Annotated in this window: 13 protein-coding genes and 1 riboswitch; of the genes, 4 read left to right on the top strand and 9 right to left on the bottom strand. The window is 40.6% G+C overall.

Going from position 1 to position 15,144, the window contains the following annotated elements; genetic code table 11:
* Positions 1 to 3: 3 nt before the first annotated feature.
* The 3 genes from ACFSR6_RS10575 to thrC all read left to right on the top strand — a co-directional run bounded on the left by ACFSR6_RS10575 (position 4) and on the right by thrC (position 2,804).
* Positions 4 to 456 carry a DinB family protein gene (locus tag ACFSR6_RS10575; RefSeq protein WP_379078472.1) on the top strand — a complete coding sequence of 151 codons (453 nt, stop codon included), beginning with the start codon at positions 4 to 6 and terminating at the stop codon, positions 454 to 456.
* 22 nt (positions 457 to 478) lie between these two features.
* A complete protein-coding gene (locus ACFSR6_RS10570) occupies positions 479 to 1,411 on the top strand; it encodes a homoserine kinase (protein WP_379078470.1) in 933 nt (310 codons plus the stop codon).
* Between the two features lie 85 nt (positions 1,412 to 1,496).
* Complete coding sequence (gene thrC / locus ACFSR6_RS10565) at positions 1,497 to 2,804, top strand: threonine synthase (protein ID WP_379078468.1); 1,308 nt, start codon at positions 1,497 to 1,499, stop codon at positions 2,802 to 2,804.
* 132 nt (positions 2,805 to 2,936) lie between these two features.
* Here thrC and ACFSR6_RS10560 read toward each other — a convergent pair whose 3' ends face one another.
* From ACFSR6_RS10560 to murQ, 9 genes are all read right to left on the bottom strand, one after another.
* A complete protein-coding gene (locus tag ACFSR6_RS10560; protein WP_379078466.1) occupies positions 2,937 to 3,296 on the bottom strand; it encodes a hypothetical protein in 360 nt (119 codons plus the stop codon).
* A gap of 144 nt (positions 3,297 to 3,440) precedes the next feature.
* Complete coding sequence (locus ACFSR6_RS10555) at positions 3,441 to 3,854, bottom strand: tail fiber domain-containing protein (protein ID WP_379078464.1); 414 nt, start codon at positions 3,852 to 3,854, stop codon at positions 3,441 to 3,443.
* Between the two features lie 77 nt (positions 3,855 to 3,931).
* Entirely contained in the window at positions 3,932 to 4,234 is a 303-nt protein-coding gene (locus tag ACFSR6_RS10550) for a hypothetical protein (RefSeq protein WP_379078462.1), read from the bottom strand.
* A 46-nt stretch (positions 4,235 to 4,280) separates the two neighbouring features.
* Positions 4,281 to 5,672: a pyridoxal phosphate-dependent decarboxylase family protein gene (locus tag ACFSR6_RS10545; RefSeq protein WP_379078460.1), complete on the bottom strand. Its 1,392-nt coding sequence runs from the start codon at positions 5,670 to 5,672 to the stop codon at positions 4,281 to 4,283.
* Between the two features lie 70 nt (positions 5,673 to 5,742).
* On the bottom strand, positions 5,743 to 6,696 hold the full coding sequence (metF, locus tag ACFSR6_RS10540) for a methylenetetrahydrofolate reductase [NAD(P)H] (protein ID WP_379078458.1): 954 nt from the start codon (positions 6,694 to 6,696) through the stop codon (positions 5,743 to 5,745).
* A 144-nt stretch (positions 6,697 to 6,840) separates the two neighbouring features.
* Complete coding sequence (metH, locus tag ACFSR6_RS10535; protein ID WP_379078456.1) at positions 6,841 to 10,539, bottom strand: methionine synthase; 3,699 nt, start codon at positions 10,537 to 10,539, stop codon at positions 6,841 to 6,843.
* A 183-nt stretch (positions 10,540 to 10,722) separates the two neighbouring features.
* Positions 10,723 to 10,827: riboswitch (SAM riboswitch) on the bottom strand.
* A 116-nt stretch (positions 10,828 to 10,943) separates the two neighbouring features.
* Positions 10,944 to 11,699 (bottom strand): Bax inhibitor-1/YccA family protein, encoded by a 756-nt coding sequence (locus ACFSR6_RS10530; protein WP_379078454.1) that lies wholly within the window; start codon positions 11,697 to 11,699, stop codon positions 10,944 to 10,946.
* 37 nt (positions 11,700 to 11,736) lie between these two features.
* Complete coding sequence (locus ACFSR6_RS10525; RefSeq protein ID WP_379078452.1) at positions 11,737 to 12,303, bottom strand: hypothetical protein; 567 nt, start codon at positions 12,301 to 12,303, stop codon at positions 11,737 to 11,739.
* A 103-nt stretch (positions 12,304 to 12,406) separates the two neighbouring features.
* On the bottom strand, positions 12,407 to 13,210 hold the full coding sequence (gene murQ / locus ACFSR6_RS10520) for an N-acetylmuramic acid 6-phosphate etherase (RefSeq protein ID WP_379078450.1): 804 nt from the start codon (positions 13,208 to 13,210) through the stop codon (positions 12,407 to 12,409).
* A 191-nt stretch (positions 13,211 to 13,401) separates the two neighbouring features.
* Between murQ and ACFSR6_RS10515 the strand changes: the two genes are divergently transcribed.
* Positions 13,402 to 15,012: a S41 family peptidase gene (locus ACFSR6_RS10515; RefSeq protein ID WP_379078448.1), complete on the top strand. Its 1,611-nt coding sequence runs from the start codon at positions 13,402 to 13,404 to the stop codon at positions 15,010 to 15,012.
* Positions 15,013 to 15,144: the final 132 nt, after the last annotated feature.

The raw sequence follows: 15,144 nt of genomic DNA, 5'->3' as shown, positions 1-15,144 counted from the left end.
GATATGCATACAGTTTTAGCACAAAAAAATGAAATCATCCGCCTGGTGAACCAGGCAATGACTGATTTTGAAAACATTAGCGAAGAAGCCTGGAATGACAAGCCACAACCGCACAAATGGTCGAAAAAGGAATTGCTGGGTCATTTGATTGATAGTGCATCCAATAATATCCGCCGCCTCATTGTCGGCCAATACGAGCAGGGGGTTAAAATCATTTATCAACAGGATGAGTGGGTCGCCTATCAAAATTACCAGGCAGCTGATTTTGCAGAAATAAAGACCCTTTGGAAACTTTCGAATGACCAGATTTGCCGGGTTATTGAAAATATCCCTCCGGAAAAACTGCAAAACACCTGCGACACCGGAAAAGGAAAGACAGAGCTGCACAACCTTTCCTATTTTATTGAAGATTATGTTGTGCATTTAAAATATCATTTAAACCAAATCACTGCTTAACCTAGCGCTAAGCTAATTAATAATGAAAAATAGTATAAAAGTTTTCGCCCCAGCCACTGTTGCCAACGTAGTTTGTGGTTTCGATGTACTGGGATTTGCCGTTAATGAACCGGGCGATGAAGTTGAAATGCGTTTCACCGATACACCTGGCGTGGTGATTAAAAGAATTACCGGCGATGATGGCCGTTTGCCCTTAGATGCTGCAAAAAACACTGTTAGTGCCAGCGTACAGCACTACCTGAAACACGTAAACCGTTTGGATGTAGGCGTAGAAATTGAACTGCACAAAAAGATGCCTATTGGCAGTGGCCTAGGTTCGAGTTCAGCGAGTACAGTTGCCGGGTTATTTGCCATTAACAAATTAATGGGCGATTTGCTGACCACCAAAGAACTGGTTCCGTTTGCTATGAAAGGTGAAGAACTGGCCTGTGGTTATGGCCACGCCGATAATGTTGCACCTGCTTTACTGGGCGGATTTGTATTAGTTAGAAGCTACGAGCCGCTCGATGTAATTTCTTTGCCTACACCTGCAGGCATGTATGCAGCAATCGTTTATCCTGAGGTAGATGTGCCTACCAAAGATGCCCGCCAGATGATCCGCAGTAAAGTATTGTTAAAAGATGCGGTTACCCAATGGGGAAATGTAGCCGGACTGGTGAGCGGCTTGTTTATGAACGATTTTGATCTGATCGGGAGAAGTATGAAAGATGTACTGGTAGAGCCAACCCGATCGATCTTAATTCCGGGCTTTGAAGAAATGAGGACCCTGGCCATGGAAAATGGGGCCATTGGTTTCGGAATTTCAGGATCAGGCCCATCAGTGTTCGCCTTAACCAAAGATGAAGAAACTGCTAGAAAAATCACAAAATCTCAACAACAACATTTACATAAAATAAATATTAACAGCAAAGCTTTTGTTTCTCCTGTAAACGCGGAAGGACCAAGAGTGATGTAAGTAAGGTGTAAGGTAAAAGGCATAAGGCGTGGGACATACCTACTGCTCAGCCATAAACCTTACACCCTAAACCTTATACCTTAAAATGAAACTATACTCAACCAACAATAAAGATTTACGCGTTTCTTTTAAAGAAGCCGTTTTTAACAGCATGCCACAGGATAAGGGATTATATATGCCTGTCGAAATTCCACAGCTGGATGCTGCTTTTATCGAAAATATTGAACAGTATACTTTACCCGAAATCGCGTATCAGGTAGCTTCTGTATTGCTGAAAGATGAAATTCCGGCAGCTGACTTAAAGGACCTTATAGCTGATGCCATTAATTTTGAGGCACCAGCTGTTAAATTAGATGATAAAACCTTCGTTTTAGAGCTTTTCCATGGTCCGTCTTTGGCTTTTAAAGATTTTGGCGCCCGCTTTATGAGCCGTGTAATGGCCTATTTCTTAAAAGATGGCGAACAACTTTTAGATGTGCTGGTTGCTACTTCAGGCGATACCGGCGGTGCAGTAGCTTTGGGATTCTTAGGTGTACCCAATACCAGGGTAACGATACTATATCCAGAAGGGAAAGTGAGCCCGATACAAGAGCTGCAGTTAACCACCAACGGAGAAAACATCCGTGCCATTGAGGTTAAAGGAACTTTTGACGATTGCCAGGCTTTGGTAAAACAGGCTTTTGCCGATGCTGAACTAAATGCGAAATTCCGTCTCACCTCGGCCAACTCGATTAATATTTCGAGGTTAATCCCACAAACGTTCTATTATTTCAATACTTATGTACAGCTGAAAAAACAAGGGCTCAGTGATATAGTTTTCTCTGTACCAAGCGGAAACTTCGGCAATATTGGAGCAGGTTTACTGGCTTACAAACTGGGCTTACCTGTAAAACAATTTATTGCAGCTACCAATGTTAACGATACCGTTCCGCGCTTTTTAGAAACCGGCAACTATGAAACCAAACCTTCTACCCAAACCTATTCGAACGCGATGGATGTTGGTGCACCAAGCAATTGGGTAAGGATTATGGATTTATTTAACCAGGATGTTGAAGCTTTGAAAAAAGTGGTTACTGCTTATCGTTTTACCGACGAAGAGACGCTGGCCGGAATCAAAGCAATCGACAATCAGTTTAATTACGTGGCCTGTCCGCATACTGCCATTGCCTATTTAGCAGTAGAAAAATACAGAAATGAAAATCCGGCAGATGAAAGTGCTGCAGTATTTTTATCTACGGCGCATGCCTGCAAATTTCCGGATATCTTCCCGGAAGAGATTGCTGCCAAAATCGAAATCCCCGAACAGGTAAAAACTTTAGAAAGCAAAGCAAAACATGCTGATCAGTTAGGTGTGGATTTTGAAGGGTTTAAGGCGTATCTGCTAAAAGGGTAATAGTATGCTGTTAGGGATTTGTAATTTCTACTGTTGAAAAGATTTTAATCCTTTTAGAAATTAATCTAAACCAGATTACACATCAAAAAAACGATTGGTCCGGATTTTGCAATCCGGACCAATTTAAATTATTTAATTAACCGAAGCGAAAGCTGTAGAAGTAATACTAACATTATTAAATGTAGCGCTCCCCGAGCTGGTGGTAATCGCTTGCCCATTAAATCTAAAAGTGCGTGTACCTGGGGCCGCAGTATAAATAATAACCGTATAGGTACCTGCAGTCAACGGGCCATACGAACCTCCACTTGGACCAAAATAAGCACTAATTGGAGTAGGTCCGTACAGGTAAATAGATCCGTTATCGCCGGTTCCATTACTTAAATTTAAACCAATGCTAAAAAATTTACTGGCACTGTTTTCAGCCTTAGTCTTTTGCAAAGGTAACATAGCCAGCACTGTACAAAACAGGAATAATTGAATAAGCTTTTTCATAATAATTGTTTTTTAATTGTAGATTTATATCGGTTAGTTTTATAAAAATAAAAATTTAAGCGTTATACAGGATCTTTTTATATATAAAAAATAAAAAAGGCCAGAACATTACTCCTGGCCTGAATCAGCTATAAGACTAAAAAACTACTTTGTATTTCTGGATTTTAGACTGTTTAATTCTGCCTTTAATTGCTCTATTTGCTCTTGCTGCTCTTTTATACTGGCTACCAAAAGCGGTACCAGGCTTTCGTAGTCTACTTTGGTAATGGTGGCGTTTTTAAAAGCATTTTTGCCTGAACTGTACGCTTTTGCCTGTACCGAAACAATACCCGGAACAGCGGCCTTTGCATCAGCGCCTACAAAACCATATTGCGGCCTTGCAGATAATTTTAATTTTTCGGCCCAGGCTGTATCATAATTAAAACTTACAGGCTCCAGTTTAGTAACCTGCCCTATGGCATTTTCGATAGACTTAACATTCTGTTGCACAACTTCTTGCGCATTTAATTTTAAAGAGGCAGCGGCTAACAGCACTGCAAATGAAATTGCTCGTTTCATATATATTATATTGTAATTTTTGAAATAGGAAATTGGTTCCGTTTCTGTGAAACAGGAAATAAATCTAAAAGGTGTGTTTATATGGAAGGAGGTGGGGTTAAAACCTCTGGAAAGTAAGCCAACTGGAAAGAATGACCAGGGATAATTACCTTTTTTGAAATTTGAAGCGGGAAATATAACGCTCCTTGAAATACGACCTGCTGTACTGTATATTCACTTTCTACTTTTTTTTCTTCCTTCTCAGCTGCATCGTCATTTGTAGACAAAAGCTCAATATTGTTGATAACATGACTTAAATATGAAACCACATGGCTCGCTTTTAAGAAAAAAGCAGTTACCACGCAAACAATCAGTATATATTTAAGGCTATCGGACTTCATTTTTACAAATATAAATGATATACCATTAAAACAATAATTTTTAAGGTTAGCGTTCTGCAAGAATTTCAAGCATGGCATTCGTAGCGAGCTTAACATCAGCGACAGAGGTCTGCCAGTTTACAAAAGCAGCACGTATTCCTTTTTTCCCATTATAAAATGTTGGAGTCATGAATACTTTTCCTTTCGTGTTTAACTTTTCCAGGAATGTTACAACCAAACTTTCATCTGTTAACGAAAAACAAACGGTATTTAAACGTACCGGTGCTAGTAATTCGAAGGCCGGATGATTGTTAATGAAACCGGCAAACAGCAAAGCCATTTCAATATTGCTTTCCACAATTTCCTGATAGCCTTTTTTTCCATAGCTGGTAAGGGTAAACCAGGCAGGCAATGCTTTTAAACGCCTTGAGTTTTCTGGTAAGAAATTAAGGTAGCTAAAGTTTTCCATCGGATCGCCCAAATAAGCTGCATTTGAATTCTGAAACGTTTCTACCTGTAACAATTGGTGTTTTTCTTTCACGAAAAATACCGCACTTTCATAAGGTACATTTAACCATTTGTGACAATCAACGGTAATACTATCGGCATTTTCCCAACCTTTAAGCAGATGGCGGTATCTTGGTGAACAAGATGCAAAGCCGCCAAAAGCTGCATCGATGTGCCACCAGAAATTATATTTTTCCTTTAAGGTATTAATCGATTCAAAATCATCAAAATCTACTGTATTTACCGTTCCACCACTCGAGATTAAAATAAAAGGTTCGCCGTTTAAGGCTTTTATTTTTAATTCCAGATCAGCAACATCCAGCGCTTCGCGATTGCCTTCCATTACTTTTACCTGAATAAAATTACCGCTTCCTAAACCCAGCATCGACAAGGATTTTACAGACGATGAATGTGGGGTAGCCGATAATACTTTTATGGTTCCAGATACCCCTTCCCTTGCAAAATCTTTACCCAACTGTTTCCCGATCCATTGCCTGGCCACAGCCAAACAGGTAAAATTAGACATGGTTGCCCCGGTTACAAAACCACCAAAATAATCTTTGGGTAAGTTAAACAGGGAAAGCAACAACTGGATGGTTTCAAGCTCGATAACAGCAGAAATATCGCCAGTACCTATCGCACTCTGCGTATTTTGATCATAGATGGTCGATAGCCAATCGCCGGCAATGGCGGCAGGAGTTGTTCCTCCGGTAACAAAGCCCCAATACCTTGGGCCAGATGAAGCCACCATAAGAGGCTCGAAACGCTCGTTAAATTGGGCTAAGGCATTCTTAGCTCCTATACCTTCTTCATTTAAATCATAAACAATTCCCACTTCTGCGGAACTTGATGTTGTACGCTCTTGAATATGGTTTAAATAATCTATACCCTGTTGTTTAACTGCTGTGAGTAAAACATCAAGGTTTTGTTGGTCGGTATTTAGGTTATTCATTGATTTATTTCAATTTGCCGTTATGCTGATAGTTAAGGTTGCGGGATAATTCAGCCTGATGGCTCACTTATTAAAATATAGCTTTGGCAATCTTTTTGGTCTGCTCAGGGCGACCCATGGTATAAAAATGTAATACAGGTGCACCAAAGTCAATCAGTTCTTTACATTGTTTAATCATAGCTTCCGTACCTATTTCTTTTGCCTCGTTATTGTTTTTAGCGTGGGCCAATGCATCTGTTAACTCATCGGGTAAATCGATGTGAAAAACCTTAGGGAGCACATTTAACTGCGACAGGGTACTGATAGGTTTTAACCCCGGAATAATAGGAATGTTAATATCATTTTCCCGGCATTTCTTTACAAAATCGAAATACTTCTGGTTATCGAAAAACATCTGCGTTACGATAAACTCTGCACCTGCCTCTACCTTCTTTTTCAGGTATTTGAAATCGGTGCTCATATTAGGGGCCTCAAAGTGTTTTTCCGGATAGCCGGCAACACCGATACAAAAATCACTTTTAAAGGTTTCTACATCTTCGTGCAGGAATTTACCTTCGTTATGGTTCTTGATGTGTTCAATCAGGTCGGTAGCATAACTATGTCCGCCGGGAGTAGGAACAAAATTCCCATCCGCTTTACGGGCGTCACCGCGCAAGGCCAGTACGTTATCAATGCCTAAAAACTGCAGGTCAATCAGCGCATTTTCTGTTTCTTCTTTAGTAAAACCACCACAAATGAGATGCGGAACAGCATCAACCTTGTATTTGTGGATAATGGCTGCACAAATGGCAATGGTTCCCGGGCGTTTGCGGTAAGAAACCTTTTGCAATAAGCCATTTTCCTGTTCTTTATAAATATAATCTTCGCGGAGCGATGTTACATCGATAAAAGGCGGATTAAACTCCAAAAGTGGCTCTATGGCATCGTAAACCCATTGGATGCTCTGCCCTTTTACAGGCGGTAATAATTCAAAAGAAAATAAGGTTTTACCCTTCGCGTTTTTTATATGGTCTGTAATCTTCATATTCTAATTTAGTTGTCATGCTGAATGCAAATGAGGCATCTCGAACATAATGGCAGTTTTTATTTGTTGATGACTGCTGGCATCAAAATTATTATCCTTCACTCAGAGATCCTTTGTTGTCCTCAGGATGACAAAGTAAAGGGATTAATAAGCTAAATTCGGACTTAACCATCGCTCCACTTCTTCAATTGGCATATTCTTTCTGATGGAGTAGTCTTCAATCTGATCTTTGGTAATTTTTCCCAATCCGAAATACCTTGAATCCGGGTGTGCGAAATAAAATCCGCTTACCGCAGCAGTTGGGTACATGGCATAACTTTCCGTTAAACGAAGGCCAATTTTATTTTCGGCATCAAGTAATTCGAATAAGGTCCCTTTTTCAGTATGCTCCGGACAGGCCGGATAACCCGGTGCAGGGCGGATCCCCACATACTCTTCCTTGATCAGTTCCTGGTTAGTCAGTTTTTCATCCTGTGCGTAACCCCAATATTCTTTACGTACACGTTCGTGCATGCGTTCTGCAAAAGCCTCTGCCAAACGATCGGCCAGTGCTTTTGCCATGATGCTGTTATAATCATCATAATTGGATTCGAATTCATTCACCAACTCATCAATCCCAATACCTGCAGTTAAGGCAAAACCACCAAAATAATCCTGGATTCCACTTTCTTTTGGCGCAATAAAATCAGATAAAGCATAATAGGGCTGCCCATCTACTTTTTCGGCCTGCTGGCGGAGGGTGTGGATTTTGACTAGTTTGGAGTTTGGGGTTTGGGGTTGGGAGTCTCCCAACTCAGCACTCTCAACTCTCAACTCGATGTCGTCTTCAACCGAATTTGCTGGCCAGAAACCGATTACAGCCCTTGCGGTTAGCAGTTTTTCATCGAGGATGCGTTTTAGCAAAACCTGTGCATCATCAAAAAGTTTCCTTGCTTCGTCGCCTACATTTTTATCGTCGAAAATTTTCGGATAACTTCCACGCAGCTCCCAGGTATGGAAAAATGGTGTCCAATCGATATAAGGAACCAGTTCTTCCAGGGGATAATTATCGAAAACCCTTGTTCCGGTAAATTCGGGAACAGGTAGGCTGGGTTGAAAATCAATCTTAAACTTATTATTCCGTGCTTCTTCAAGCGTTTTAAAACGTTTATCAGATCGTTTATTCAAATGCGCTTCACGGGCTTTATCATATTCGGCCCGGATGCCTGCAATATATTCATCCCTGGTATCGGGATTCATCAAAGTGCTGCAAACCGTAACACTCCTCGAAGCATCCAGCACATGAATAGCTGGTCCAGAGTAATTTGGTGCCACCTTTACTGCAGCGTGGATCCTGGAGGTAGTTGCTCCACCGATGATCAATGGAATGGTAAAACCTTCCCGCTCCATTTCTTTGGCGAAGTGAACCATCTCATCCAATGATGGCGTAATCAACCCGCTTAAACCAATAATATCAGCATTTATTTCTTTTGCCTTTTTGATGATATCCTGTGCAGGAACCATCACCCCCATATCTACAATTTCGAAATTGTTACAGGCCAGTACTACACCAACAATATTTTTACCGATATCATGTACATCGCCTTTCACTGTAGCCATCAACACTTTACCTGCTGAAGAATTCTGATCCTGGTCGGGGTTGCTCAGTTTCTCCTGCTCAATATAAGGCAACAGGTAAGCCACTGCTTTTTTCATTACCCTGGCCGATTTTACCACTTGCGGAAGGAACATTTTTCCGGCGCCAAACAGGTCGCCTACAATGTTCATCCCATCCATCAACGGCCCTTCGATAACCTGTATCGGACGGTCGTATTTTTGCCTTGCTTCTTCAACGTCATCATCCAGGTACTCAACAAGGCCTTTTACCAATGAATGTGATAGTCTTTCCTCAACTGTTCCTTTACGCCACTCCTCATCTTTAACCACTTCTTTGCCTTTGGTTTTTACCGTATCGGCATATTCGACCAGGCGTTCAGTTGCATCTTCCCTACGGTTTAAGAGCACGTCTTCTACCCTTTCCAGCAATTCAGGTGGAATTTCCTGGTAAACCTCTAACATCCCTGCATTTACGATTCCCATATCTAAACCAGCCTTAATAGCGTGATAAAGAAAGGCCGAGTGCATGGCTTCGCGCACCACATTATTTCCCCTGAAAGAGAACGAAATGTTAGAAACCCCTCCGCTCACTTTAGCGTATGGCAGGTTTTCTTTGATCCAACGGGTTGCATTAATAAAATCAACCGCGTAATTATTGTGCTCTTCCAATCCGGTGGCCACCGTTAAAATATTCGGGTCGAAAATAATATCCTCTGCCGGGAAACCGATTTCGTTTACCAGGATATCGTAACTGCGCTTACAGATTTCTATCCTTCGTTCGTAATTATCTGCCTGCCCCTGTTCATCAAAGGCCATTACCACTACCGCAGCTCCATACTGCATAATTTTACGGGCACTTTCTCTGAATTTATCTTCGCCTTCTTTTAAGGAAATGGAGTTTACGATACCTTTTCCCTGCAGGCATTTTAAGCCATTTTCGATCACCGACCATTTCGATGAATCGACCATGATCGGAAGTTTGGCAATATCCGGTTCGGAAGCAATCAGGTTCAGGAATTTGGTCATGGCCGCTTCTGAATCCAGCATCCCTTCATCCATATTCACATCAATTACCTGTGCACCACCTTCAACCTGTTGCAGGGCAACGGCCAATGCAGCTTCGTAATCGCCGCCCAGAATCAGTTTTGAGAATTTCGGAGATCCGGTAATATTGGTTCTTTCACCAATATTTACAAAAATACTATCTGGGGTAATGGTTACAGGTTCCAATCCACTTAAACGCATGTAAGGCTCAATAACCGGTACTTTCCGTGGCGCTGCTTTTCTTGCGTTTTTAGCAATACAGCCAATGTGTTCCGGAGTGGTACCACAGCAGCCACCCACAATGTTAACAAATCCAGAGGCAATAAAATCATCAACCAGGTGTGCGGTTTCATGCGGTTGCTCATCGTAAGCACCAAATTCGTTTGGCAAACCGGCGTTAGGATAGGCTGATACATAACAGCCCGCTTTTGCAGCCAGTTCCTCAATATGCGGACGCATTTCTTTAGCGCCCAAAGCACAGTTAAAACCGATACTTAAAGGGTTGGCATGCCTTACAGAGTTTAAGAAAGCTTCAGCCGTTTGGCCTGAAAGTGTTCTTCCGGAGGCATCGGTAATGGTTCCCGAAATCATGATTTCAAGTTTACGGCCAATTACCTCCTCATATTTTTTAATGGCTACAATAGCCACTTTGGCATTTAAAGTATCAAAAATGGTTTCGATCAATAAAACATCTGAGCCTCCATCAACCAGGCCACGTACCTGCTCGTAATAGGCTTCTTCCAGCTCATCAAAATAAACTGCCCTGAAACCGGGGTCGTTTACGTTTGGCGACATCGAAAGGGTACGGTTTGTTGGGCCAATGGCACCCGCGACAAAACATTTGCGATCGGGATTTGCGGCCATGAATTCTTCTGCAGCTTCTTTTGCCACACGCGCACCTTCAAAACTCAGTTCGTAAGAAAGGTCTTCCATCTGGTAATCGGCCATGGAAATGCGCTGCGTACTGAAGGTATTGGTTTCGATAATATCGGCACCAGCCGCCAGGTACTCCAGGTGTATGGATTTTATAATATCCGGACGCGTGATGTTGAGCAAATCGTTATTGCCTTTCACATCACAGGGATGATTTTTAAAACGTTCTCCCCTAAAATCTTCTTCGGTTAATGTATAACGCTGAATCATGGTACCCATAGCCCCATCAATCACCAAAATACGTTTCTCTAATTCTTCTCTTATGCTCATTCTTGTTGTTAGATATGAGACGTGAGATGTTTGATATAAGATGTTAGATGTGAGATACGAGAATGGATAGACACAGTGTCCCAAATCTCAAATCTATTGTCTCAAATCTATTACTTTAAATCTATTGTCTCAAATCTCAAAAAAAGGCTTATTTAAAAAGTTGGTACGTGAATCGTAATCCTAAACTTATCTGTTTCCGCTATTTGCAGAATAGAATTTAGCACCTTGTAAGGTTACAGGTTGCTAAGACTTCGTTGGGTCTAATCCCTCCGTCTTTCTTAATAAGCATACAAAAATGCAACAAAGCAACATCAATTCCAAAAATTATCGCTTTGCAACCAAATAAAATTACAAAGGCCATGCAAAACTGCACGGCCTTAAGAATATTGTTCTGTTTTTGGAGGTTATCTTCTGCTACCGAAAATACGCAATAGCGACAAAAACAAATTAATAAAAGTGATATAAAGCGATAAAGCGCCTAAAATAGCAAGCTTTTTACCTTCATTTACAGCCAAAGTATTACCATTTTCGTCTAATCCCTGACCAATTCTTTTTAGTTCCTGTACTTTATAAGCAGTTAATGCCGTAAAAACAGCAACACCTATAAATCCCATAATGTAACTTAAAGTGGAGCTTCCTAAAAAGAAATTGATGAAACTGATGATTACCAAACCAATTACTCCGGCAAATAATATTGGTCCAAACTTACTTAAATCTGTATCTGTCGTATATCCCATTATAGCCATCACAGCAAATATTGCCGCTGCCGCAGCAAAACATATTACAACTGATGGCAAAGAATAAATTAACAAGATAAAGCTGAGCATTACCCCAGTTAATACAGAGTATAGCAAAAATACGCCTATTAATGCTTGATATGACATTCTTTGCATGCCAGCACCTAATAGTAATACTAAGCCAAGCGGGGCGAATATTGCAATATAACCGAGCACGGTAAATCCACCTTTCCCTGTTTCAGGATTAGATGTTACAAGATAATTCATTACGGCTGGTGTACTTGCTATAAAATATGCTGCTCCGGTAGAAACTACCAATGCAACAAACATCCATAAAAATACATTCCCAAAAAAACGTTTAGATTCAGGCCTAGTCTGTACAAAAACACTGTTGTCCTGATATTGATAATTTTGTTGTTCCATTTTAAATTTGTGTATTTAACTATATAAAAATAAATATTTAGTTCAGTCTTTTTGTCAGTAGTTCTTCAACTTTTTTAAAAACCTGCAGGGGTTTCAAAGTGCGCCATGGCAGGCTATCAAACGCACCGCCAAAGTTAATGTAATAATCGATATTATTATCGCGAAATTCAGCGATAACGTGTTCCTGAAAATTCACCCCAACAATCCAGCCATCTTCTACTTCCTGAAACCATTCTTCATAATAACTGTCATCAGAGGCATGAAAATTCAGCACATTTTCACCGATCAGGATAAATTTATTAATGCCTTCATCCATCATGAGCTCTAAAATATCGCGTTTCAGCAGCATGATATCGTTATTAATGGCATCGTTCCATTCGCCAATAAACTCTATAATGGTATAACCACGGTCGTAATCGGCATATAACACTTTTATGTAAAGTGTATTGGAACCAAACTCATCCCATTGCGGGTGCAATAAAAAATTATAAATCTGCTTATCGAAATAAAGCTCTGAATATTCGGTATTATAAAACGGCGAACGTTCATCTTCTGCCGAAATATAATCATCTCTCCACTGGTAATAAGGCTCTATCTCGTGCATATTTTAATTATTGAAGGATTGAATTTTGAATGAATAATGTTAGGTCATTTCTGCACCGCATCACTCTATCTTTCATTCAATCATACTATTCTCCTCTTATTTCTTAATGTCCTGCTTCTACTGCTTTCCGTACACTTCCGTAACGGTTTAGTAGTATGGCGGCTTCATCATAGGCAATATTCAGTTCATCGGCAACCATTTGCGTTCCACGGTCTACCAGTTTATGGTTGGTTAACTGCATATCAACCATTTTATTACCAACTACGCGCCCCAGCTGAACCATAACCGTAGTGCTTAACATGTTTAACACCATTTTCTGTGCTGTACCCGATTTCATACGGGTAGATCCGGTAACAAACTCTGGCCCAACTACTACTTCCACCGGGAAATCAGATTCAGCAGCTATTGGCCCACCGGTATTACAAACAATACAGCCTGTTAAAATACCATGCTTACGTGCCGTGTTTAATCCGCCGATTACATATGGAGTAGTGCCTGAGGCTGCCAACCCCACTAAACAATCTTTTTCATTGATATTAAATTCCTGAAGATCTTTCCAGGCCTGTTCGGCATCATCTTCAGCAAATTCTACCGCTCTCCTGATGGCAGTGTCTCCGCCGGCAATAATTCCTACTACCCAATCAAAAGGAACTCCATAAGTAGGCGGGCATTCTGAAGCATCTACTACACCCAAACGACCACTGGTACCGGCGCCGATATAAAAAAGACGACCGCCTTTTTTCATTCGCTCGGCAACAGCAGACGTTAATTTTTCGATCTGCGGCAAAGATTTTTCGACGGCAAATGCCACGGTTTTATCTTCGTTATTAATGCCCTGCAAAATTTCTAATACCGACATCTGATCAATGTGGTCATAGTTAGATTCTTGCTCGGTAACTCTATTCATAAATTTAATTTTGATAAAATTCGGTAAATTCTTTCTAAAAACTACGTTAAAAAAACAAAAATATCACTTCAAGCAACCAAGTAACGTTTCCCTGACGTTAATTTTTGTTAAAATATTATAAACAAAAGACACTTAAATGCAATTATAAAATACATCAACCCGCTAATTTTCATAAATTTGCAATAACGCTGATGAAAAAAAATACCCGTACCAATATACTGATCGCTGTAAGCTATTCTGTAATCTTAATAGCCGGGATGTTTTTGGGTATAAAATTCATTAAAGATCAGGGCTTTGGCGTTAAAAAAAGTACTCAGCTGGCCAGCAGTAATAGCGACGAAAAATTAAACGAAATCTTACACATCATCAACGGCAATTATGTTGATGACATCAATACTGATTCGCTTCAAAACTTACCTATCGACAGCGTTTTACACCAGCTTGATCCGCATAGTGTTTATTTGCCTCCAACCGATGCGCAAGACATGTCTGACAACCTGGAAGGAAACTTTGAGGGTGTAGGTATAGAATACTACATGCTTAACGATACCATGATGGTTACCAGCGTGGTAAAAGATGGGCCCGCTTACCAGGCAGGCATAAAACTTGGAGACAAAATTTTAAGTATTGATACTGCAACGGTAAGTGGCAGAAACTTACCAAAAGATCAGTTAACGGGGCGTTTTAAAGGCAAAGCCGGAACCGGGGTGAGTGTGGTACTCTTACACCCGGGAGCTACACAAAGTAACCGTATTATGGTTACCCGTGGAAAAGTAAACATCAGCAGCATTGATGCTGCCTATATGATCAATAATGAAACGGGTTATGTGCGCATTAGTAAGTTTGGAGCCAATACTGATAACGATTTCTCTGTAGCAGCCAACAGCCTTAAAGCCAAGGGAATGAAAAAACTCATCCTCGATCTTCGCGATAATGGTGGCGGCTATTTTACCGCAGCAACAGGATTGGCCGACCAATTTTTACCTGAAAATAAGCTGATTGTTTATACACAGGGTAAACACGAACCACGTACTGATTATTTTTCGACAGGTGCAGGTACATTCCAAAATGGAAAACTTGCCGTTTTGATCAATGAAAATACAGCTTCTGCAAGCGAAATCGTAGCTGGGGCTATCCAAGACCTAGGAAGGGGAATAATTGTTGGCCGCCGTTCTTTTGGAAAGGGCCTGGTGCAAGAACAATTTGCCTTTGGCGACGGCTCTGCACTTAACTTAACCATTGCCCGGTATTATACCCCATCGGGCCGGAGTATCCAGAAATCTTACAAAAAAGGTTATGATGCCTATAAACATGAACTGGATGAACGCATGATGGATGGGGAACTAACCGGCGACCGTACTTCATTTCAGGATTCTATAGAGAAAACAGAAGGTGTAAATATCCAGCCCGGCAAAAAAATTAAACCGCTGGGGGGCATCCAGCCTGATATCTTTGTTAAGTTAGACACCAATGGCTATAATAAATTCTACAGCAACCTGGTGAGTAAAAAAGTGCTTTCTGACTATGTTTTTAATGTATTGACCGCAAAATACAGCGCCAGTTTTGTAGAACAGAACATCAACATCTTCACCATAAACGATAACGATTTTAAAGATTTTATCGGTTTCCTTCAGCGCAAAAATGTGCCGATTGACCGTTTTCAATTATACAATGCCAAAAACGTAATCTTAAATGATTTAAAAGCGTTGCTTTGCAGGTATTATTTAGGCGATGTTGGTTATTATAAGGCCGCAAACCAAACCGACAATACCGTAAGGCAGGCATTGCTTAACCTGCAATAGCCATATTTTATACTTTACCAGGTTTAAAGAAGCTATGTTAAATATAATTATATTTTTAAAATCAACACAAAAACAGCATAATATTCTTATTCAGTCAAAAAAATAAAAATTATATTCCGAACCATTAACTTT

Origin of the sequence: Pedobacter vanadiisoli, assembly GCF_042684385.1 — a bacterium.
GTDB classification, from domain to species: domain Bacteria; phylum Bacteroidota; class Bacteroidia; order Sphingobacteriales; family Sphingobacteriaceae; genus Pedobacter; species Pedobacter vanadiisoli.
The sequence above is the reverse complement of the archived record's forward strand: the minus strand, read 5'-3'. Positions and strand labels throughout refer to the sequence as shown.

What these genes read in the sequence shown, in the direction of transcription:
- ACFSR6_RS10575 (WP_379078472.1), top strand. Translation starts at nt 4, where the DNA reads ATGCATACAGTTTTAGCACAAAAAAATGAAATCATCCGCCTGGTGAAC.
- ACFSR6_RS10570 (WP_379078470.1), top strand. Translation starts at nt 479, where the DNA reads ATGAAAAATAGTATAAAAGTTTTCGCCCCAGCCACTGTTGCCAACGTA.
- thrC (WP_379078468.1), top strand. Translation starts at nt 1,497, where the DNA reads ATGAAACTATACTCAACCAACAATAAAGATTTACGCGTTTCTTTTAAA.
- ACFSR6_RS10560 (WP_379078466.1), bottom strand. Translation starts at nt 3,296, where the DNA reads ATGAAAAAGCTTATTCAATTATTCCTGTTTTGTACAGTGCTGGCTATG.
- ACFSR6_RS10555 (WP_379078464.1), bottom strand. Translation starts at nt 3,854, where the DNA reads ATGAAACGAGCAATTTCATTTGCAGTGCTGTTAGCCGCTGCCTCTTTA.
- ACFSR6_RS10550 (WP_379078462.1), bottom strand. Translation starts at nt 4,234, where the DNA reads ATGAAGTCCGATAGCCTTAAATATATACTGATTGTTTGCGTGGTAACT.
- ACFSR6_RS10545 (WP_379078460.1), bottom strand. Translation starts at nt 5,672, where the DNA reads ATGAATAACCTAAATACCGACCAACAAAACCTTGATGTTTTACTCACA.
- metF (WP_379078458.1), bottom strand. Translation starts at nt 6,696, where the DNA reads ATGAAGATTACAGACCATATAAAAAACGCGAAGGGTAAAACCTTATTT.
- metH (WP_379078456.1), bottom strand. Translation starts at nt 10,539, where the DNA reads ATGAGCATAAGAGAAGAATTAGAGAAACGTATTTTGGTGATTGATGGG.
- ACFSR6_RS10530 (WP_379078454.1), bottom strand. Translation starts at nt 11,699, where the DNA reads ATGGAACAACAAAATTATCAATATCAGGACAACAGTGTTTTTGTACAG.
- ACFSR6_RS10525 (WP_379078452.1), bottom strand. Translation starts at nt 12,303, where the DNA reads ATGCACGAGATAGAGCCTTATTACCAGTGGAGAGATGATTATATTTCG.
- murQ (WP_379078450.1), bottom strand. Translation starts at nt 13,210, where the DNA reads ATGAATAGAGTTACCGAGCAAGAATCTAACTATGACCACATTGATCAG.
- ACFSR6_RS10515 (WP_379078448.1), top strand. Translation starts at nt 13,402, where the DNA reads ATGAAAAAAAATACCCGTACCAATATACTGATCGCTGTAAGCTATTCT.